This window comes from Tenacibaculum sp. MAR_2009_124, assembly GCF_900105455.1.
Classification (GTDB): domain Bacteria; phylum Bacteroidota; class Bacteroidia; order Flavobacteriales; family Flavobacteriaceae; genus Polaribacter.
The window spans coordinates 744,195-766,080 of sequence record NZ_FNSF01000002.1 but is presented as its reverse complement, the minus strand read 5'-3'; the positions used below and the strand labels follow the sequence as shown (position 1 = coordinate 766,080).

Below are 21,886 nucleotides of genomic sequence, written 5' to 3'. Positions count from 1 at the left end.
GTTTCATTAACAGAATTAATTCGTGTAAAAAACAACCTTTCGAAAAATTTTTATTCACTTTTGGAAAAATTTATCACACTACTAAAATCTATATCAAAAATACTATTTTTCACGAATTAACGAATTGATTTAAAAAAGAATAACAGTCTTTTTATTAATTTAAAGACTGTTATTCTTTTTAACCATCTATTTTAATGTGTTTCTTGAGTTTCACCATTCTTTAAACTCATTTTCATTTCATTATCGTACTGACAACATCCTGGTAAATTTTGATATGACTCTTTACTCCCCGACATCTTGTCTGTATCGTATCCAGAATTAGCGATAGCTTTATGTACTACTTCAACACTTGTTTTAGCATCATTAAAAGTAACATGTATTTCTTTTTTGTTTTTATCCCAATTGGCACTTGTCACTCCTTCAACTCCATTCGCAGCCTTCTCAATAGTACTTTTACACATTCCACAATTACCTCTAACTCCAAACGATGCTTTACTCATAGCCATTTCTTTTTCATTAGTTACTTTTGTTTCTTTTTTCCCTTCGTTTTTACAACTTACGAATCCCACGATAGCCACTAGCGCTATGCTCATTACTATATTTCTCATAATTTATTAATTTAAATGATTTATTACTTGTTTTACTTCCCCACATTTCAACATTTTATCTCCAAAATACGGGTTTGTTATTTGTTTTTCTTTACTTAACCAATAAGCACCTTTATCGCTATTTGCCATTGGGCAGTACTGCTTATACACCGTTTCTTGTATACCGAAAAGCTCAATGGCTAAAATCAAATGATTAGACAAAACTCTAAATTGAGCTCTTTGTTCTTGGATAGTTTCTACCATCTCTATTTTCAGACTGCTCGATTCCATAACATTTTCCAAAAGCATCCATTGTTTACGAGCCTTATTACTCAGGAGATTACTATCTATATGTGCTAGGTTCATATTAAATTCTTTTGCCATTTCACTGGCTTTCACTTTATCAGTTTTAACCAAAGCATTTTTTACTTCTATATATGAATTATAACTACTCTGCAATTGCTTTATAAAATCTGGCACCACTTCAAAAGTATCTTGAATTGATTTTTGATGATTCATCATTGATTTCTTTCCATGGAGCTGTGCAGAGGCATCAACTGTAAAAACACCATTGGTGACTATTTCATCTCCTGAAGAAATTCCTTTGTTAATAGCATACATATCTCCATTTTTATTTCCGAGTATTACTTCTCTCATTTCAAAAACAGGCACTTCTTTTTTAGGTTTAACATAAACAACAGAACGCTTACCCGTCCATAATACCGCCGAAGCTGGAATAACGATACTCTTTTTTTCATTAAGTTCTAATCGTTCAACCGTACCTTTTATAAACATTCCTGGTTTAAACTTTTGTTCTGAATTAGATAGATTTGCTCTTAACTTTACAACTCTGGTATTAGGATTAACCGTAGGGTCAATAAAAGACACTTTCGCTTTAAAAGTTTTCCCAGCAAATGCATTAGATTCTACTTCGATAGTTTGACCTGTTTTAAACAGACTTATTTGATTTTCATACACATCAAAACTTGCCCAAACATTGTTTAGATTGGCCATTTTAAATAATCCTTGTCCTTGTTTTACATAATCGCCTACCTCAACCATTTTTTCTAAAACGGTTCCTGAAACTGTTGCATAAACTGGAAAGTTTTCTTTTACCTTTTTTGACTTCTCTATTTGATTGATTTGATTATCTGACAATTTCCAAAGCCTCAATTTATTTCTTACCGCCTTATATAAAGCAGGCTGTATTTCTTTTAATGAAGCCGCCGTTAACAACTCTTGTTGTGCTTTGACCAGACCGGGCGAATAGATTGTTGCTAGTAATTGCCCTTTAGAAACTTTTTCTCCAGTAAAATTAACTTTTAAACTTTCAATCCTTCCTGAAAAATAACTGGATTGTATTGTGTTCAATTGTTCATTTTCTACAATTTTTCCAGACAGCATTACCTCAGATTTACCGCTTGTATCCATTCCAACTACCATTGTTTGAATGTTACCAAGTGCTATCGCATTTTTCGTCATTTTAAACTGATTGGCCATCAAATCACCTTCACCAACTTCTGCTGGGATTAAATCCATTCCACAAATCGGACAATCACCAGGTTCAGTCTGTCTAATTTGAGGATGCATTGAACATGTCCAAAATTCAGTTTTGTTGACGGCTTTTTCAAAATGCACATGACTATCTTCCTTTCCCAACGATGTTGGTAAAAGAAACTTTCCCATCATCACTCCTAAAAGAACTAACCCTACATATAGTATATATTTTTTCATTCTTTCTATTTTATTAAATAATTAATCAAACTCCTTTTTTCATAATAGTTCACCACAGACGTTATCATATTCATTTGAAACCTTAATTGTAATTCCTGAATATCAAGAACATCATTAAATTCAATAATTCCTGTTTCATAACTTTTCAATAATATTTGCTCAGCACTTTTTGCTTGACCTAAATTCTTAGCATTAGTTTGATAAGCAATAACAGCTGCCTTTTGTTTTGCTATTGCATTTTTTAATGTAGCTTCCAATACATTTTTCCTTTCTTGCTTTTGAAAACTTATTTCTTCTTGTTGTAACCTATTTTGCTTACTTAAAGATTTGTTCTTATTGTTAAATAGTGGTATTGATACCGAAACCATTGGCATTATAATATCCTTACCATTGTCGTTAAAATTCATATTAGGCCTCTCTTCTACATTTATATAATCTATACCAAAACCTATTAATGGTTTTTCATTCTTCTTATTGAGCAATTCCGACTGCATTACTGACGCATATAACTTATCATATTTCACTAATTCTGGATGAACTTTTAAATTATCAACGTTTATCACTTTAAACTTTTCTATCGGCCCAATACTTTCAGGAACTTTAATTGAAACGTCAGCCTCTCTATTCAACATCTTATTTAAAGATGCTTGTTCTCCTAAGAATTGTTCTTGTAATATTTCTTTTTGTTGAATTATTTCGTTTTGACGTATTTGAAGTTTCAATACATCCACAGCCGATGCTTTATCTACTTCTAAAGAGGTTAATGCTAATTTTTCATACGTTTCTAATAGCTTCCTATTTTCCTCAAGTACCTTTTGTTTAGCTTTGCTCTCATACAACTTATAGTATAATTGTGTAACTGAGTTAACTAATTTTCGTTTCGTTATAACAATTTCTTGATAGCTTGCTTCAGATAAACTCTTTATATAATTCTCTCGAGCAGTAATTGTTCCAAACCAAGGTATCATTTGCTTTGCAGAAAGCTTAAACCGTTGTGCTCCCGTTCTAGTTTCAGGGGTGCTCACAAATACCCCAGCTCCAATTTCCGTATTGGGTAATGTATTTACTTCCTTTTTACGCTCTAAAGTACGCTCATACTTCTTTTCTATTTGCTGTATTCTAGGACTGTTTTCTAGAGCCTTATTAATTAACATTTGTAATTCTTGCGCTTCTGATTTCAGTCCGAAAAACAAACACAAACAAACGAATACCCATTGAATTTTTCTCATCCTCATAAACTTGTGATTTTGTGTTTCTCTTTATTATTAAACTTCCATTCTTCTCTCCAACTGTATAATACTGGTACGATAAAATACGAGGTAATATCAATGATCATTCCGCCAAAACTTGGTATGGCCATCGGAATCATAATATCACTCCCTCTGCCTGTTGAAGTCAAAATAGGTAGCAATGCTAAAATGGTTGTTGCCGTTGTCATCAAACATGCTCGAATCCTTTTATTACCAGCATACAAAGCGGCAGTTCTAATTGCTGTTATATTTTGCGGTTTCTCTTTTTGGAAAGATTGTTTTAAATAAGTTGCCATTACAACCCCATCGTCCGTAGCAATTCCAAACAATGCAATAAAACCAACCCAAACGGCTACACTTAAATTAATTGGGTGCATTTGAAATAGTTCTCTTAAGTTTTTTCCAAAAATGCTAAAGTTTAAGAACCACTCTTGTCCATAAAGCCAAATCATAATAAACCCTCCTGCAAAAGCCACTGCTATTCCTGTAAACACCATTAACGAAATACTCACCGATCTGAATTGAAAATATAAAATCAAAAAGATGATAATTAAGGCCAATGGAACTACTAACGACAATGTTTTTTCGGCTCTTAATTGATTCTCATAAGTCCCAGTAAATTGATATGAAACTCCTTTAGGCACCAATAACTCTCCAGAATCTATCTTAGATTGAATGATTTCTTGAGCGGATTCTACCACATTAACTTCTGCGTAATTTTGCATTTTATCAAAAAGTACATACCCTATTAAAAAGGTATCTTCACTTTTAATTACTTGTGGACCTTGCTCATAATGAATCTCGGCAACTTCACTAAGCGGTATTGAACTTTCTTTTGATACAGGTATATAGATACTCTTTAAATCTGAAGGACTTGAGCGAAGTTCTCTTGGATATCGAACTCTTATTCCATAACGTTCTCTACCTTCAACTGTTTGCGTTAGCGGCATACCTCCAACTGCCACTTTTAAAACTTCCTGAACGGCTCGAATTGAAATCCCATATCGCGCTATTTTTTCTCTATCAATATCAATTAACAGATAAGGTTTCCCTACGATTCTGTCAGCAAAAACAGCTTCTTTTTTTACCCCTTTGACTTCCTTTAGAATTGACTCTAATGCTATTCCGAAAGTTTCTATTTGTTTTAAGTCTTGCCCTTTCACTTTAATCCCCATTGGGGCTCTCATCCCTGTTTGTAACATTACCAATCGAGTTTCAATGGGTTGTAATTTAGGGGCCGATGTTACTCCTGGAAGTTTTGTTACTTTCACTATTTCACTCCAAATATCATCAGGTGATTTTATATTTGGTCGCCAATTTCGGTAAAACTCTCCATCTTCATCTTCAATAAGATCCCTCGCTGTTACTTCAGAAAATAAGCTTTCTTGAATCACTTTTTTTTCTGAATTAGGGTTTACAACTGACATTCCATTTTTTAACACATACCTACCCTCTTCATCAACTTTAAAACGCTGACGTTTTCCCTTATTGCCTAAAATATATTCTGGTTTATAAAGAATAATGTTTTCGTACATAGACATAGGTGCAGGGTCTAAAGCAGACTCGGTTCTTCCTGCTTTTCCTACAACTGTTTTTATTTCGGGAATGTTAGCAACAGCCATATCCAACTGCTGCAAAACCCTTTTGTTTTCCTCTACACCAGAATGAGGCATAGAAGTTGGCATCAATAAAAAAGATCCTTCATTTAAGGAAGGCATAAATTCTTTCCCTGTGTTTTTAAAAATTAAAAATCCACAAATTAGTATTGTCAATGGAATCGAGAGGAACAAAACTTTGTTTTCCAAAGCCCATTTTAGAATATTTTGATAATAGGTTTGAAACATCGCAAAAACACCCAATATCCCGAAACAAATCCCTCCAACAAATACGAAGTTTAAAAAGATATTTCTTTCAACCCCTAATGGTTGCCAATGCTGAGCTAGTAAACCAACAATAACTATTACAGTGAATACTATATTGAGTTTTTCTCTCGTCTTAGTTGTTATCTTATCAAGCCAAGTTAAAATACCTAACACTCCAACTCCAATAAGTAATATAGCAAACCAATTACCATAAAAAACACCAATTATCCCTACTGAAATCAGCAATCCATTTAAGATATTCTTGAGCCTATTGGATGTTTTTCTTGTTTTGAAAATTGAAGCTGCAAACGGAGGTATTAAAAACAAGGCTACCACAATAGCAGCTATTAAAGCAAATGTTTTTGTAAATGCCAATGGTCGAAACAACTTTCCCTCCGCTCCTATCATTGTAAAGACAGGGATAAAACTTATTATCGTCGTCATAACCGCTGTAATAATAGCGCCAGAAACTTCAATAGTAGCATTGTATACTAACTCATTTATTGGTTGTTTATTGGAGTTATGCTCTAAATGACGAATAATATTTTCAGACAAAATAACTCCTACATCAACCATAGTACCAATAGCAATTGCAATTCCTGACAATGCAACGATATTTGCTTCTACACCAAAGGCCTTCATTGCGATAAATACCATTAAAACCGAAACTGGCAATAATCCCGAAATTAAAATTGAAGCTCGTAAATTGAATACCATTACAATTATCACCAAGATGGTAATTAAAATTTCCAATGTCAGTGCTTCATTTAAAGTAGATAATGTTTCCTCGATTAACTCTGTTCTGTCATAAAATGGAACAATTGTTAACTGGGATGTTCTTCCATCTTTAAGTTTTTTTGTTGGGAGTCCTGAAGCAATTTCATTGATTTTTCCCTTTACTTTTGAAATTACCTCCAACGGATTGGCTCCATATCTGGCAACTACTACACCTCCTACTACTTCTGCACCTTCTTTGTCTAATATCCCACGTCGGGTCTTTGCTCCTAATACTACTTTAGCAATATCCTTAATTCTAATAGATGAATAATCTTTAGAAGTAACAACAGCATTTTCAATATCTGATATCGATTTTATATATCCTAAACCTCTTACTAAATATTCTGCATTGTTAATTTCAGTCGTTTGAGCACCTATATCTTCATTACTTTCTTTTACGGCCTTTACAACTTGTTGCAAACTTATAGTATACTGACGCATTAGTTCTGGATTTACGTCAATCTGATATTCTTGAACATAACCCCCAATTGACGCCACTTCCGAAACTCCACTTGTTGAAGACAAAGCATATTTTACATAATAATCTTGAATACTTCGTAGTTCATGTAAATCCCAACCTCCTGTAACATTTCCTTTTTCATCTCTTCCTTCAAGAGTATACCAAAATATCTGACCTAAACCAGTAGCGTCAGGCCCTAATGTAGGATTTACATTATTAGGTAATAATCCTGATGATAACGAATTTAACTTTTCTAAAATTCTAGATCGACTCCAATAGAACTCGATCTCTTCTTCAAAAATGATATAGATACTTGAAAAACCAAACATTGATGAACTACGAACCGTTTTTACTCCTGGGATTCCCAATAAAGCTGTCGTTAATGGATAGGTTATTTGATCTTCAATATCTTGAGGAGATCTCCCTTCCCATTTCGTATATACAATTTGTTGATTTTCTCCGATGTCGGGTATCGCATCTACTGCCACTGGACTCGTTGGTAAAAATCCTGTGTCCCATTGAAATGGCGCATTCATCACTCCCCAGCCTAAGAATATGACTAGCAACAATGCAGCAACCAATTTATTTTCTATTAAAAATTTAATGCTTTTGTTCAGCATACTTTTTTTGATTTTAAACAATAAACAATCTGTGCAAATGCACACCTAGCAGTTTATGGTATGTACATACCATAAAACCAACTTGAATTATTGTTTATAAATCAAATAAGAAAGACCTCATCAAGTACCTGAATGTCTTCAATAACATTTGGTGGAGAATAGTTTTTAAAAGGAACTACCTTGTCATGTAAAACCTTGAATTGGTTTACATATGAACAAACATAAGAAGTTATAAAAAGCTGATGTTCAAAAGACAAATGATCAAAAGATTGCTTTAATTCATTTTGACCTTCTACAATTACTTTTTTGTCCGAACAGCATCCCTTTTTTGAAACAGAACAGTCCTCAGTAGTTTTGAGTTCTGAAACCTTTTCCATTCCACAAGAATCAGCATTTGAAAAAAGTGCTACATCTACCAAAGTTTCTCCACAAAAGTGAAGATCGTACGTAAAGGACATTGTAGATACAAGAACTACTAATGCCATGGCAATGGATACTATTTTCTTTAAAATTTGCTTCATTTCTTACTACAAAGTTACAAAAATAACTAATACCCTATTTTAAAATCAAAATATTTTACGTTAAAAGTTTCTTTTAACCACATAAAAAACAACCATTTAATTTTATACCCTATTTTAAGTATAATAAATTGTTATTTTTTGTTAGGGTAGATTTATCCTTGTCTGTTATACATGTCCAGAAACAATTTAGGGGATTAAAGATTGATTTTGGTTAGTTAATAATTAAAAGCTTCACTTCGGTGAAGCTTTTTTATATTCAAAAAATTCTTTTTTTCAGTTTATACCTTTCTCTTTATAGTATTTTAGCTGTTTTATTCAAAACTTTCGTATGATAAAAAAACTACGTCCTTTAATGTTTGTCGGAACAGGATCTGATGTCGGTAAAAGTATTGTTGTTACTGGCATTTGTCGTTTATTAAAACAGAAAGGATATGCTCCGGCTCCGTTCAAAGCTCAAAACATGTCTTTAAATAGTTATGTTACAAAAAACGGTCTTGAAATTGGGCGTGCTCAAGCAGTTCAGGCAGAAGCTGCAGAAATTGATTGCACTACAGAAATGAATCCTGTTTTATTAAAACCATCAGGAAAAAATAAGTCTCAAGTTATTCTTCATGGAAAACCTATAGGCGATCAAACCGCTCGATCTTATTTTTTAGGAAATAATAAACAACATTTGTTTGATGAAGTAAAAAAGGCTTTTGATTCTTTAAATACTCAATATTCACCTATTGTTTTAGAGGGTGCCGGTAGTATTAGTGAATTAAACTTAAAACATCGTGACATTGTTAATATGCGAATGGCTGAATATGCAGATGCTTCTGTATATTTGATAGCTGACATAGATCGTGGTGGTGTTTTTGCAAGTGTTTATGGAAGTATTGCCTTACTCGATGAAGAGGAAAGAAAACTTATTAAAGGTATTATTATTAATAAATTTAGAGGAGATCTTTCTTTATTTGAAGACGGGAAAAAACTTCTGGAAAAACTTACCAATGTTCCAGTTCTAGGAGTAATTCCATATGCAAAGGACATTTATATTGAAGAAGAAGATTCTTTAGGTTTAGATGGTAAAAACAAAAAGTTATCGGAAGGAAAAATAAATATTGCTGTTATACTCCTACCATTTGTTTCTAATTTCACCGATTTTAACCGATTAGAAAAAGATGAGCGTGTGCACCTATTTTATACCCGATCTGCGGAAGATTTAAAAAAGGCAGACATTATTATCATCCCAGGAAGTAAAAATACAATTGCTGATATGCAGTTTTTGAGAAGTTCGAAACTTGCTCAGGAAATTCTTCTTGCTCATGATCAAAATAAAAAAATTGTTGGTATTTGCGGTGGATTTCAAATGTTAGGACTCTCTATTTCCGATCCAAACAATGTTGAAAATGATATTCGAACCATTCCTGGCTTGGGTATTATTCCTGCGAATACCGTATTAGCCTCCGAAAAAACAACAAAACAATGCGAATTTACTTTTAAGGACATTGATACCATTTGTTCAGGATATGAAATACATATGGGAATTACTGATTTTAACGAACAACTTCCTTTAAATTTTATTGAACAGAAATCAGAAGGTTATATCAAAAATAATTGTTGGGGAACTTACATTCATGGAATTTTCGATAATAGTATTATCGTCGACGATCTTTTAAGTGGATTTCATATCGATACCCGCAATGTGGAATTTGATTACCAAGCATACAAGGAAGAAAACTATAATAAATTAGCTCAACATCTCGAAAAGAATCTTAACATAGAGAGCATTCTTAAAAACTTGACATATTAAAAATAAAACTATGATAGACTATGGACACGGTGATGACGTTTACAAATATCAAGAGGTCGATTTTAAAGCAAATTTTAGCTCAAATGTTTGGTATAATGGTGCTCCTGAAAAATTACTAACATATTTGCAAGAGCAATTAAAATCCATTGAAAACTACCCCGCCCCAAGTGCCGAAAATCTAGCCCAACTCATAGAGAAGCATCATGCTTTATCAAGTCATTCAACAATCGTTACGAATGGAGCTACTGAAGCTTTTTATCTGATAGCAAATGCTTTTCATTCATCAAGTGTTACTATTTGCTCACCTTCTTTTTCTGAATATGAACAAGCATGTATTGCTAATAAACTGGAAATAAAGTTTATTAAACGGAAGACTCTCTTAGATCATCAATTCGATACTCAATTAGCTTTTATTTGTAACCCAAATAATCCTGATGGTTTTGAAAACACTATCGAAGAACTTGATGCACTGACTTCAAAATTTCCTAAGACTATTTTTATCATTGATGAGGCTTATACCGAATTTACCAGCAGTAATATATCTTGTATTTCTCTATTAGAAAAAAGAAACAATATTGTTCTCATTAAATCGCTTACCAAACTTTTTTGTATTCCTGGGTTAAGATTAGGATACATTTTAGCAGTTCCTGAACTAATATCCAAACTTTTAAAACATAAAATGCCTTGGAATATAAATTCAATAGCACTATCGGCAGGAGAGTTTTTATTTCGTCATTATAACGAGCTAACTCCCAATTTCGATACCTGTATAAAAAACACTAAAAAACTTAAAAACGCTATTAACGAATTATATGGGTTCAAAGTTCACTCCGCGAATACCAGCTATTTTTTAATTGAATTGATTGAACCCAAAGCTTCTGAATTAAAATCATATTTAATTCAAGAGCATCAATTATTAATAAGAAATGCTTCAAACTTTAGAACTTTAAATGAACGTTATATCAGGGTTGCAAGCCAAACATCTGAGAAAAACGAGCTACTAATCAATGCTTTGAAACAATGGAAGTTTTAATTTATATTCTACCGCTTCTTATTGCCTATATTTTAGATTTAATATTGGGTGATCCCAGATGGTTGCCTCATCCTATTCGTTTGTATGGAAATTTCATTTATGCGGGAGAAAGGTTCTTAAATAAAGGTGATTTTCGTTTTGCAAAGGGAGCCTTACTCACCATAATATTATGTTTTATCGCATTTCTATTTTTCTATGGTGTAAATATATTTATAAAATCATACCCAATACTATATGTAGTATTTAACTCCATCTTTTTATTTTATGCTTTAGCGAATAGAAGTTTGATACAAGAGGGAAAAGCCGTTTTCAACGAACTTGATAAGGGAATAACTCAAGGTGGAAAAAGATTATCATGGATTGTTGGAAGAGATACAAGTCAATTAAATGAGCAGCAAATTAAAACAGCGGTTTTTGAAACCCTTTCAGAAAATCTAAGTGACGGTGTTATTGCTCCTCTCTTTTATTATGCCATTCTCGGAGTTCCAGGAGCCATGCTCTATAAAATGATTAATACTCTTGATTCTATGATTGGTTATAAAAACGATCGTTATCTATATTTTGGAAAGTTTGCTGCTAAATTAGATGATGTTTTTAATTACATCCCTTCAAGAATTACAGGGATAATCATGCTTACAGTTACTGGGAAAGTCCATAAAACTACAGAAATGTTCTCTGAAGGAAAAAAACACTCCAGCCCAAATGCTGGCTATCCTGAAGCGGCTTTAGCTCTTATTTTAGACTGTCGTTTTGGAGGTCCTAATTATTATCATGGAAAATTAGTGGATAAACCCTATATAGGTTATCATGACAGAATATTAGATGATTCTGAATTTAAAACGGTAGCAAAAATCAATCATTCTACTACTTTTATTTGTGTTGTTGGTATATTATTTCTAAAGCTATTTCTATCTCTATGAAAAGATATATTATGACAGGTGCGCCAAGTACGGGAAAAACGACACTCATTAATGCTTTGAATAAAAAAGGATATACAACTTTCGAAGAAGTTTCCAGAAGAGTTATCATTTCTGAGCAAGAAAGCAATGGAACTAGAACACCATGGCAAGATGTTAAAGCTTTTACTGATACTGTTTATGATAAAACTATAAATGAATTAGATGTTCCTATTAAATCAACAGCCTTTGTCGATCGAGGCTTAGCCGATAATATTGCTTATTTGAAATTACAAAGGTTATCGATACCTGAAAAGTTTCTCAATTTTGACTATCATAACTTTTACCATAAAAAAGTATTTATGTTACCACTTTGGAAAGACATTTATATTCAAGATAACCAACGTTTACAATCATTCGAAGAGGCGGAAAGATTGCATGTACTATTAATGGAAACCTATCAAACCCTAGGCTTCTCTCTTCAATTACTACCTAAACAATCTGTAGAAGAAAGATGGAAATTCATGAGATCGTATATTGAACTCATTTAGTTTTTTTGGGTTTAAGTGAATTCTTTGATAAAATTCCTAAGACTCATCATCTAGCAATTTCTCTAACTGCCATTCCGCTACTTTGTGGATTCTCAGTATCTTATACCAAACAACCCTCAAAACATCACATAAATACTTGTTCATTTTCTCTTTTTCTACATTGCAAAACAATTCCGTAGCTAAAGCTATGCAACAGTTTTACAGCTTTGAAAAAGAAAAAAGCAAGGTCGCATTTGTTGTGGCGTTTTAAAATTCATTTGGTATTACTTGCCAATTTTTGATTGTACGAACATCTGTTTTGAGTAAAGCCGATCCAATCTGGAAAATAATATTTTGTAAGCCGAAACATCAATACGATTTATAAATAAATATTTCGCATATGAACAGTTTCTTTTTACATTCTACTGCGTTAAAAAAAGAAACCGTAGCTAACGGCTATGCTTTGTTTTTTTGCCTTGTATAATGAAAAATTATTCAATTAATTTATACGCAATCTTTAATCACAAATCGTATTACTTATTGAAATTTTTAGATCCATATTTAGGTATTTTTCCTGATGCTCCTATAATTAAGGAAGTTCTGTAATGAAAAACATAAACAAAAGCACGAGTTAAATTGTATGATTGATTTGGTATACCCTCATCCTCCCAATAAACTGCCCAAGACATTCCTTCAGTTTCCATTTTCGGGTTTAAAATATTCGTTTTCTTTGGCAAAGAATTTTTATGATACATCATTGCCCACCAAAAACGAACCCCTAGATATATGTAGATTGTAAATTTGATATTCTTTATTTTTTATAATGTATTTGTAGAAAATTAGTAATGTGCTTCCAAAACCTTATTTATCGATTGCAAACCTAATATAATATCTACAAGGATTTCCTTACGCAGACTAACGTTTAATTTTATTCTTTATTATAAGATATCTTCTTCTTTTATGGCAACATATTGTTATATAACCATAAAAGCCCCCAAATATTCACCACTCCGAACATCATTCCTAAAATCAACTCTTTATTAATTCTGTAGTTTTTTAACTCCGAGCCAACTGTGTTTAAATTTAACTCTTGATTAAATCCGATTTTAGTTTTCGCTATTCGATCTCCAATTCTTCGTGTTGGTGTAATAAACGTAAAGACTAAATCTACAGGAATGATTGGTAAAAAATTTCGTAAAGCGCTTTTCAATTCTGATGCTTTTTGACTCTTCATATTTTGAACTTGAATCCCAAAAAATCTCTTTCCGATACTTTTTCCATTAAGAAAATCTTTATTCATTGTAATAGGATAAACAATCATCATTGTAAGAAATAGGTCATCAGTCAGAACAACAATTAAAAATCCAATTATTCCCATAATTAGATAATCAATCATAAATGCTTTTATTCTATTTTCTAATATTCCTTTCAGATGATGTTTCTTTAGCATACCTAAAACATTTTATGTTTTAATATATTAAATTCTTCTGTAACTTATTTCGCAAATATAACCAGAATACCAAATCCATAATAACTGTTGTTAGAAGGTTTGCACCAGTAATAGAATTTATAAGTTATTCGTTTAGTCTTTTTTATCCTTTTGTTCTATACGATATTGATTTTCATTCGGCTTTTTATCTTCTTCATACACCGCATTAGACATTCCAATCATAAATGCTGTAATAATTAAAATAAATTTTCTTTTCAGCCAATGAGCTATGTGTTCGGATTTCTCCAAATGGGATTTATTTTTTTGTTTATACATTTTAGTAATGATAAATGGTTTAACATTTGTTTTATCATTTATGCATCGAAGTGCATATTCCATAGAATTAAAAAATATTCTATGCTATGTATAAACTTGGAAAATGATTGCTAGATGTGTTCTTTTTATTAAGGAAAACGTATTGAGCAATTATTGAACTTATTCTTTGATATTCTTGAACTTGTAATTCTAAAATTATTACAGCTAGAATACTATAAACGTCTTGAAGTTTAAGATATGAAATCAGTCTTACGAATATTCTTTCTGCTGGACATTGTCTTGCATAAACATACAATTCCGAATATATATGCCTTATTTTTTGACGGGTAACAATTTGCGAAACTTGATGATAGTTTGAAGAATTTGCTCCTAAATATATACCACAATCGTTAACCGTCAGACCGAAAATCAGAAGGAAGGAAATCAAATATTTTATATACTTTTTCAAATTGTTAGTTCAAATTATCAATTTTGATCATATGTCAAGTCACTTTTTTGCTTACGGTAAGTTACGTAAATTTAGTAATAAATCAGCAGGAACGAAAACTACGTAAATCCTTGTTATTTTCTTAATTAGCCTTAACTAGGATTTATCTTGTTTTGCGTTTATCTAAGTTGTTTGTTGCATAAACTATGAAACACACCAACTGTTGTAATTTTAATTATTTTTTCGACTCATATTAAAATTAGCAACTTCGTCTAAATCCAAAAAAAATTATCAGGTATATTCATAGTTCTATTTTATAGTTATAATAAAAACATAGTGCTTAAAAAAGATGTATTCTATTAGGTTCCTTCGGGCAATATGTCTTATTACATAGCAACGCTACGCCAAACCAAAGTAAATACATATAAAAGCAATGGTATTAAAAAAACCATGCACAGCAATAACAAACCACAAATCGTATTTACGTAAATAGAATATCAGAGCTATAAGTGCTCCAGTGAACCAAGTAACAAGTTGTCCCGTAATGCCTTGTTGCCAATGCATAAAGCCAAAAAAACCAGTAACTAGAACAATATTAAGGACTATACTGATTTTGCCTTCTCCAAAGAATTTTACAAATTGTCGCATAAAATAACCACGAAAGATTATTTCTTCTCCAAATCCCGAAGTAGCCCATACTATCAACAAAGTAAGTAATAACTTTGGAAGATTTCCTTTTAGTTCGTCAAAACTTGAATAATCTATAGGAACTCCAGTTAATTTTGTTATTACAGGAACCAATACAAAGAAATAAAAAACAAAGAGCCCTAATGCAACTAACGGAGCAAGTATCAAAATGTTTTTGATTGTAAACTTTTCACGTTGAAATCCAAGTTCTGAAATTGCTTTTCCTTTGTATTCTATATAATTCGCTATAATAATTACTATTGATGCTATCATATTTGGAAAGAAACTTAAATTAATTGGGCCAAACCATAAAAAGCAGATGATTACAAAGGTAATTGAGGGAATTAATATTTGTCGTAAGGTGATTTTATTCATTGTTTTTTGATTTTAAATTCTAAACGAAATAATGAACAAAACCTCTAAAACGCCCCTTAAATACTCATGTTTTTACTGAATGGTTGGAATTTATAACTGAATAGTCGGTAGTTTTTGGTATCTGTTATTGATACCAATCCATAAATGCTTTTCGTTTGTAACGACTTATATTGATTTTAGCAACCGTATCCTTTTTAATGAAAGCTTTTAATTGAATACACAACTTGCCATTTTCAATTTTTTCAATTAGATCTACCGAATCTTTGTGAATGATAATTTGTCGATTGGCTCTAAAAAACAATTGATCGTTTATTTTTTCTTCGAGCTCGTTTAATGTAAAATCGGTATTAAGTATTCTGCCGTTATTTTGAACAGTGTACACAATTTTGTTTTCGCTGTAGAAGCACGCTATATTATCATAGGTAAGTTTCGTCATTTTCGCACCGTTATCAATAGTAATTTCAGCATCTCTTATAGATAACTTATACAAATTGTATATATCTTGAGCATACAATAAACCAACGAGAATAAAGCATAATAATAAAGTAATTAGTAAACCAATTAATAAATAATAAAACACTGTCTGTCCATCCGCAACTTTATCGATAATAATATTTATAGGAATATACATGATTGTTATATATCCTAAAGTAGAAACCATAAACCATACAATAGCAGTAATTTCTACCTTCTTAGAAAAATATTTTTTCTTATAAAATTTAAAATTAAGGTCTGCAATGATTGCAACAAGAATAGATAAAACAATAGTTGAGAGAAAACCTACTATAGGGAACCTATACGATTCATTATCCAAAAAATTATCTTTAGCAGCTAAATGATTCGCTACTAAAGAAAAAATGATCAATATAATTACTTTCCGAGACCAACGCCATACAGAACTACTGATACGCGTATGCCAAACTGTTTTTACTGTATTCTTAGTTGGTTGGTTAGTACTCATGAATTAGAAACTCTTTTTTTTTAATTCAAAAGTAAAGAATAATTTCTCCATCGAAATTCACCAAGAATATTGCTCATCATTTATTAAGTTCAATCGAATTTTAAAGTGATATTGTAAGATAAAACGAGCTTGACTCGATAAAGTTTATTCTGAAGGATATCCATTCGATTAATTTCTCCAACTTTTACTATATGTTTTTTTATTGGAAAATAACTCGAATTCTTTTACGTCGTTAAGGAAAGATAAGTAATTGCAGTTGAATTTCCTCTAAAAAAAACTCAACCACAACTAATTACACACTTTATTGTGGTGTTATTTTAATCTACTTGTTTAAATTTCCTTCCAATCAATTCACACTTTTTCGTAACATTCCAAAATCCGTAACCAGCAAAACCAGTTGGAATATTCCAATAGATGATTTCTCCATTTCGTTTTCTCAATCCAAATTCAGATAGATATCCATCGTGTTTTGTTACAATCTTTTTTTCTTTATTTACGACAAAAGATTTGTATCCCTTATGCCAGTCAAATTCAGTGTAATTTATGCTTTCAATTTTGTTTGAGTTAATTCGGATAAATCTTTTAGTAGAATTAACTATATATTCTGTTTCCGATATTTTTAATATTAATACAAGAATTTCATTATGTTCTAAATTTAATTGTGATTTTAATTCAATTTGCAATTCCATTTTTAACAATTCAAACAGAGTGAAAAGTTCACTCCCATTAAAATCTATTTTGTTTTTATTAAAGTAGTTAAAGAACCAAAATTCAAGTCGTTCTTTTATTTGTTTAGCCGTTTTTTCTATTACTTTCTCCATTTTCCGAATACATCACAAGTTTTTGGTTAAACTGCTGATCTAGATGCCTTTTAATTTAGTGTAGGTGTTTTTGAGTACTTTGTTTTTTTATTTTTTCTAATTATATCGTCTTCATTCAAGTATATCCCATCTTTTCCAGCAGAAGTTAATTTATAATTCACAGAATCAATTAATTCATATTTGTACAGGTTTTTCCAGCTATCAGCTTTCCAACTTCCCCAAATTGGTTTTTGACTAATAAAAGCTTCATAATTTTTAGGAAAAACTCCATAATAATTTTTATACAGACTTAACTCAGTTGAAATTTCATTCATTTCTGTTTTAGTTCTGTCTTCATTAAGATACTCATACGCTACAAATTCTGCTCCTCTAAAAAGTCCAGTTATGAAAAGGCTTAGAGTTAAAGGAAATAATATCATTACAATTAATAAACTAAAAGCAAGATACCTGTTTGCGATTTTTTTCCCATCACATTCTTCAATTCTATCGTAAATATCAAAAATAGCCCAAATCATGATAATTATGTGTGGAAACCAAAAAGGAATTAAATTCAGGAAATCTAAATTTAAAATGAGATAAGTTGAAACTAAATATGTAAATAAAATAATTCCTCCTTTTCTGTAGGCTTTCAAAACAAATTGTCCAACTCCAGGTAAAAAAAAAGAAATTATAAAAGGAAGAAGATTTTTCATTTTCCGTAATTTCGGTTTACATCGTGCCTAACATATTTGTATAAGATTAATTACATATTCTAAGCACTAAAATCAGCAAATAAATAACAAATAGAAAGTTCTCAAAAACTTTCATAAGTAAACTATAACCAGTAATTAATTTTATATTGCGTTGGCTACTGTTATTTTATGTACTTAAATCTGTTTCCTCCCAATTTAATCCTTTAGACAACATCCAAGTTAAAGAATGTCTTCGCTCGTGAATTACTCCACCATTCCCCATTGGGTCAAAACCTTTAGGTACAGTTTTTCTACCCAATTGAGCACTTCTTACTGCATTATGTAAACAATAAAACAAATCCTCTTTCCGTAGTAATTCACTCTCTGAAAGAGTCTGTTTATTTTTTGTCCAGTTTACAATGTTTTCATCCAGTGGACAACTAAAGTCTTGCATAATCTCCTGCATTTGCTCACCAGACATCATTTGCCCTGTAATTTCGGGTTCGGTATATCCAAAATACCAAGCTAATGACCAAGCATTCTCAAATTTCCAACCAATAGCGTTTCTCGCTTGCTCGTCATCTCTTGACCCATTGAGAATTTCTTTTTCCTCTTCACTCATAAAACCCTTAAGATCATTTTTTTCAATGAAATTAATAATTATATCGCTTTCTAGATTTTCTTGAGGAACCATTAACCAGAGTACTAACGCTTTGATGGCATTCAATCTTTGAGCAATTTCAATTGATGGTCGTAATTTTCGTTCAAATTCAGTTGGAAGAGAATTGGATGGTCTAAAACCTGCATTAAGGCAAATAGAAACGTTATTTAGTCTCAGGTCTGTCATCCAAGGTACTTGCTTAAATTTCTCCAAGTCCGGATGAGGTTTAATTTCCCCTTCGTTCGTTTTTTCTTCTAGATCTTCTTCATCAAGCATTTTAAAAAATGCAGAAACAACCGTTTCTATATCAACTTTTGGTCTGTACTTTTCTTTAACATCTAATCGAATAAGTTTCATTGTACATTTACCAGAGATGACATCAAAATCCTCTCCGAAACTTTGCCAGACATAGTATTTCAAAATTTCATCTTTAAGGTTTTCATCTGAGACTCCCATTGTATTAAAGGCATTTTCATCACTTAGTTCTTTACCTCCACCAATAGCTACTGTAACTTTAGATTCATACAATATTTCGGGTTTATTCTCCTTTTGAAGGATTGATTCTATTTCATTAGAATCTTCTACTAAATTTTTATCATTTAAAGTCTCCTTAACTTTTTCTTTAGGCGTTACTATTATTTCTTTTTCCTCGTTTTTCGAAGTTTTATCTTTGATTCCAAAAAGTTTTTTTAAAAAGTTCATTTTTATTTTATGATTTTCTTTTAATTGTAGCCAACGTATTTGTACGTAATTAGTTGCGATTTTTTTACCAAATGTAACTAAAATTATTGGTTTTTGTTTTTAACGAAGGCTTTATAAAGCAAACTAGAATTAGCAATTAATTATACATTGTGTACCAGTTACACAACTAATAACATTGGTTGAATATAAGATTTCTACTTTTTCATAAAAACATAACCACTTAATTACCAAATGTAATTTGCTTTATTTCCACCTGTAAAACTAGAATATTACTAAGAAATACTAGTTCTGCAACGGCCATCGTTGTTGTACCCTATTATTTTTTAAATACTTCTCTTTTTAAATGAGTATCAAACTTAATATCTGTCCAATTTACCATTATCCAAGGTGCTTCGGTTACTTCTGCTTCCCAAGTAGATTTTTTGTATTTGCGTTTTGTAGGTATTAAAAAACCATCTATTTTTTCGTATTCCATTTGCATAAGTAATGGGGTTTCAATAACTCCAAAATCGACAACAGTGAATAAAAACTGGTCAACTAATCCTGTTTCTTTATTGATGTATAATTGATAAATATCTGTTGGTTTCTCATTTTTAGATTCAAAAGAAACCTTTACAATATCAAAAGTAGCGTTTGCTAGTTCTTTTTCGCCCAAATAGTCATATTTTAAACCCGGATCCAATAGTTTTTGAAACATAGTAAACCAATAAAAATTAGTTGGTCTGTTAAACTTTACACGATTTAATGCTGTAGTATCGTTAACCAGTTTTCCGTTTACTTTTAACCAATATTCCTTACCATCATATCCTTGCTCTAAGGTTCCTTTTAGTTTTGGTAAGGTGCGTTGATGTTGTTTATAATTTCCATACGATAGCTCACCATTAAAAATATATTTTTCGGTAGAAATATCTGCTTTTCCATCTGGTGTGATATAAGTATAGGTATAAACTACATCTTTTTTGGCGCGTAATTTTTTATAATCACCTACTTTTTGGGCAAGATTGTACACTAGTTCGTGCCCCTTATTTTTAAAGTTGATCATAGTCTCTTTTTGAACAGTTGCAACTTTTTCTTCCTTTTCAGATGTATTTTTACAACTAACAAATATTAGAAGAAAGCTAAGTGTTATTGTAAATGTTTTTAAATTCATTTTCTTTTTTTTTTAAATTAATGCTTAGTCTTTAAGACTTCCAAATTAGTTTCTTGGCCTAAACGCTCAGTATAATCCTCAGGTACAAAGCTGTAAATTAAGCCCCGATCTTTGTTTACGATGGAAGTTGTCGCCATTTGTAATTTAAAAACCAACTCTAATGATGTAGCATATGAATTATCAATATTTTTCAAACTAAAGCTCGGTAATATTTGATCTGTTTTTAATGCCTTTTTACTCAAATTTTGTACCTTGAAACTGGTGGTACTTGTAAGCATTATTGCATGTTTTTCTGTTAAGTGTGTAATATTCATCTTTACGGGTATCTAATAACTAAACAATCATTTAGTTATTTATTAAAAAAAGTTTATAGGTTTTTGAATGTCATTTCAATATAGTCTTCTATTTCTTGCGGGCTATTTACTTTAGAAGCTTTAGCCAAACCATGTTTTGCCAATAATAGAAAATTAGCTTGTTTTAAAATTTCGTCTTTATCTTTGATAGTGTTAATGCTTAATTTTTCAATGAATAATGCTTTAAGGTTATTCATAAATTCAGTCATTTCCTCTTTGATCAGTTGATCTTCTTGGTTGGCAAATTCATAATAAGTGTTTGTTACCAAACATCCTTTTTCTTTTCTGATACGTAAATTAACGGAATTATAAAAAAAGGTTTTAATAGCCGCTAAACCATTCGTAGAATTTTTTAATTCTTCAAAAATGGCTTTATTTGTTTTTTTATATTTTTTTAAGCTTTCTCGAAAGAGACCGTACTTACTCCCAAAACTAGCATAGATTGAAAATTTGTTAATGCCCATTTCTTGCTCTAGCATTTGCATCGTTGTTGTTTCATAACCATTTCTCCAGAAAAGAAGCATTGCTTTTTCTAATACTAGGTCTTCGTTATACTTTTTTTTTCTTGCCAAAAGTTCTGATTATTTCATAAAAATAAACAATCAGTTAGAAATAAAAAATAATTTAACTTTTTTTATGATCAAAATATATTTGATTGATTATAAACAAGATGAATTTCTTTGTTAATTGGCTACAACATTTTAGTCAAATTGCATTTTTTCATAGCTTAGGCGTTGTTAAACCTATTTATCTTAAATTCCTTCATTTTTAAATCGATTTCTTCTCGATATTGCTCAAGGTTGAATACAATAATAGGCATTAATTTATCATCAAAGTCCCAAGTTATTTTATTTCCCGAAATAAAAACATCTACCATTAGACCACCACAGCCTATATGTCCACATGAACATGTATATAGCGGAATTTTAGAACCAAAATCGTAGTTTAATAATTGACTATTTTCCTTTAACAAAAGATTATTAATTTTTTCTCCTTTTAGAATTTGCACAGAAAGTTCCAGGTTTTTCAAATCCATTTTATCATTAATCCACCCAACATATTCATTCTCTTCAACAAATGAATTATACCCAAATTTAACATCAATAATATCCTTTAAATTTACTCCATCAATGAGATACTCCAAATGAGACCCATTTGGAAAAATATCCAAATTTAGTTTCTTCCATATCAATTTGAATTCACTTATCATAGATCAATTAAGTATAAGGTTGTTGTCGATTCGTTTTT

21 protein-coding genes are annotated in these 21,886 nt (G+C 31.1%); 4 read left to right on the top strand and 17 right to left on the bottom strand.

Annotated elements, in window-relative coordinates; all coding sequences use genetic code 11:
- Positions 1-191: 191 nt before the first annotated feature.
- The 5 genes from BLW23_RS09960 to BLW23_RS09940 all read right to left on the bottom strand — a co-directional run bounded on the left by BLW23_RS09960 (position 192) and on the right by BLW23_RS09940 (position 7,811).
- Entirely contained in the window at positions 192-608 is a 417-nt protein-coding gene (locus BLW23_RS09960) for a heavy-metal-associated domain-containing protein (RefSeq protein ID WP_093669330.1), read from the bottom strand.
- Positions 609-614: 6 nt separating this feature from the next.
- Positions 615-2,321, bottom strand: coding sequence for an efflux RND transporter periplasmic adaptor subunit (locus tag BLW23_RS09955; RefSeq protein ID WP_093669328.1), 1,707 nt, complete (start codon positions 2,319-2,321; stop codon positions 615-617).
- A gap of 5 nt (positions 2,322-2,326) precedes the next feature.
- On the bottom strand, positions 2,327-3,550 hold the full coding sequence (locus tag BLW23_RS09950; RefSeq protein ID WP_093669326.1) for a TolC family protein: 1,224 nt from the start codon (positions 3,548-3,550) through the stop codon (positions 2,327-2,329).
- A 2-nt stretch (positions 3,551-3,552) separates the two neighbouring features.
- A complete protein-coding gene (locus BLW23_RS09945) occupies positions 3,553-7,290 on the bottom strand; it encodes an efflux RND transporter permease subunit (RefSeq protein ID WP_093669324.1) in 3,738 nt (1,245 codons plus the stop codon).
- A 101-nt stretch (positions 7,291-7,391) separates the two neighbouring features.
- Positions 7,392-7,811: an HYC_CC_PP family protein gene (locus BLW23_RS09940; RefSeq protein WP_176829787.1), complete on the bottom strand. Its 420-nt coding sequence runs from the start codon at positions 7,809-7,811 to the stop codon at positions 7,392-7,394.
- 328 nt (positions 7,812-8,139) lie between these two features.
- On the opposite strand from BLW23_RS09940, the gene BLW23_RS09935 reads away from it, so the two are divergent.
- From BLW23_RS09935 to BLW23_RS09920, 4 genes are read left to right on the top strand one after another with little or no spacing between them, the layout of a single operon-like run.
- Positions 8,140-9,606: a cobyric acid synthase gene (locus tag BLW23_RS09935; protein ID WP_093669322.1), complete on the top strand. Its 1,467-nt coding sequence runs from the start codon at positions 8,140-8,142 to the stop codon at positions 9,604-9,606.
- Positions 9,607-9,616: 10 nt separating this feature from the next.
- Complete coding sequence (locus BLW23_RS09930) at positions 9,617-10,639, top strand: pyridoxal phosphate-dependent aminotransferase (RefSeq protein WP_093669320.1); 1,023 nt, start codon at positions 9,617-9,619, stop codon at positions 10,637-10,639.
- Positions 10,627-11,559 (top strand): adenosylcobinamide-phosphate synthase CbiB, encoded by a 933-nt coding sequence (gene cbiB, locus BLW23_RS09925; protein ID WP_093669318.1) that lies wholly within the window; start codon positions 10,627-10,629, stop codon positions 11,557-11,559. The genes BLW23_RS09930 and cbiB overlap by 13 nt, the downstream gene beginning before the upstream one ends.
- On the top strand, positions 11,556-12,086 hold the full coding sequence (locus tag BLW23_RS09920; protein ID WP_093669316.1) for an AAA family ATPase: 531 nt from the start codon (positions 11,556-11,558) through the stop codon (positions 12,084-12,086). Before cbiB ends, BLW23_RS09920 begins: the two co-directional genes overlap by 4 nt.
- A gap of 512 nt (positions 12,087-12,598) precedes the next feature.
- Here the strand turns inward: BLW23_RS09920 and BLW23_RS09915 are convergent.
- From BLW23_RS09915 to BLW23_RS09855, 12 genes are all read right to left on the bottom strand, one after another.
- On the bottom strand, positions 12,599-12,802 hold the full coding sequence (locus BLW23_RS09915) for a hypothetical protein (RefSeq protein WP_143032140.1): 204 nt from the start codon (positions 12,800-12,802) through the stop codon (positions 12,599-12,601).
- 221 nt (positions 12,803-13,023) lie between these two features.
- Positions 13,024-13,515 carry an RDD family protein gene (locus tag BLW23_RS09910; RefSeq protein WP_093669311.1) on the bottom strand — a complete coding sequence of 164 codons (492 nt, stop codon included), beginning with the start codon at positions 13,513-13,515 and terminating at the stop codon, positions 13,024-13,026.
- A 132-nt stretch (positions 13,516-13,647) separates the two neighbouring features.
- On the bottom strand, positions 13,648-13,830 hold the full coding sequence (locus tag BLW23_RS09905) for a hypothetical protein (protein ID WP_093669406.1): 183 nt from the start codon (positions 13,828-13,830) through the stop codon (positions 13,648-13,650).
- 826 nt (positions 13,831-14,656) lie between these two features.
- The gene (locus tag BLW23_RS09895; RefSeq protein WP_255362774.1) at positions 14,657-15,217 is read right to left on the bottom strand and encodes a CPBP family intramembrane glutamic endopeptidase; all 561 of its coding nucleotides are present in this window, start codon (positions 15,215-15,217) and stop codon (positions 14,657-14,659) included.
- A gap of 226 nt (positions 15,218-15,443) precedes the next feature.
- Positions 15,444-16,280: a LytR/AlgR family response regulator transcription factor gene (locus BLW23_RS09890; protein WP_093669305.1), complete on the bottom strand. Its 837-nt coding sequence runs from the start codon at positions 16,278-16,280 to the stop codon at positions 15,444-15,446.
- A gap of 317 nt (positions 16,281-16,597) precedes the next feature.
- Positions 16,598-17,101, bottom strand: a complete 504-nt coding sequence (locus BLW23_RS09885) for a hypothetical protein (RefSeq protein WP_093669303.1) — start codon at positions 17,099-17,101, stop codon at positions 16,598-16,600.
- A gap of 50 nt (positions 17,102-17,151) precedes the next feature.
- The gene (locus BLW23_RS09880; RefSeq protein WP_093669301.1) at positions 17,152-17,793 is read right to left on the bottom strand and encodes a hypothetical protein; all 642 of its coding nucleotides are present in this window, start codon (positions 17,791-17,793) and stop codon (positions 17,152-17,154) included.
- Between the two features lie 166 nt (positions 17,794-17,959).
- On the bottom strand, positions 17,960-19,135 hold the full coding sequence (locus BLW23_RS09875; RefSeq protein ID WP_093669299.1) for a DUF4272 domain-containing protein: 1,176 nt from the start codon (positions 19,133-19,135) through the stop codon (positions 17,960-17,962).
- Positions 19,136-19,451: 316 nt separating this feature from the next.
- Complete coding sequence (locus tag BLW23_RS09870) at positions 19,452-20,285, bottom strand: hypothetical protein (RefSeq protein WP_093669297.1); 834 nt, start codon at positions 20,283-20,285, stop codon at positions 19,452-19,454.
- A gap of 17 nt (positions 20,286-20,302) precedes the next feature.
- Positions 20,303-20,599: a hypothetical protein gene (locus tag BLW23_RS09865; protein WP_093669295.1), complete on the bottom strand. Its 297-nt coding sequence runs from the start codon at positions 20,597-20,599 to the stop codon at positions 20,303-20,305.
- Between the two features lie 53 nt (positions 20,600-20,652).
- Entirely contained in the window at positions 20,653-21,210 is a 558-nt protein-coding gene (locus BLW23_RS09860; protein WP_093669293.1) for a TetR/AcrR family transcriptional regulator, read from the bottom strand.
- Between the two features lie 155 nt (positions 21,211-21,365).
- Positions 21,366-21,848, bottom strand: coding sequence for a hypothetical protein (locus tag BLW23_RS09855; protein ID WP_093669291.1), 483 nt, complete (start codon positions 21,846-21,848; stop codon positions 21,366-21,368).
- Positions 21,849-21,886 lie beyond the last annotated feature (38 nt).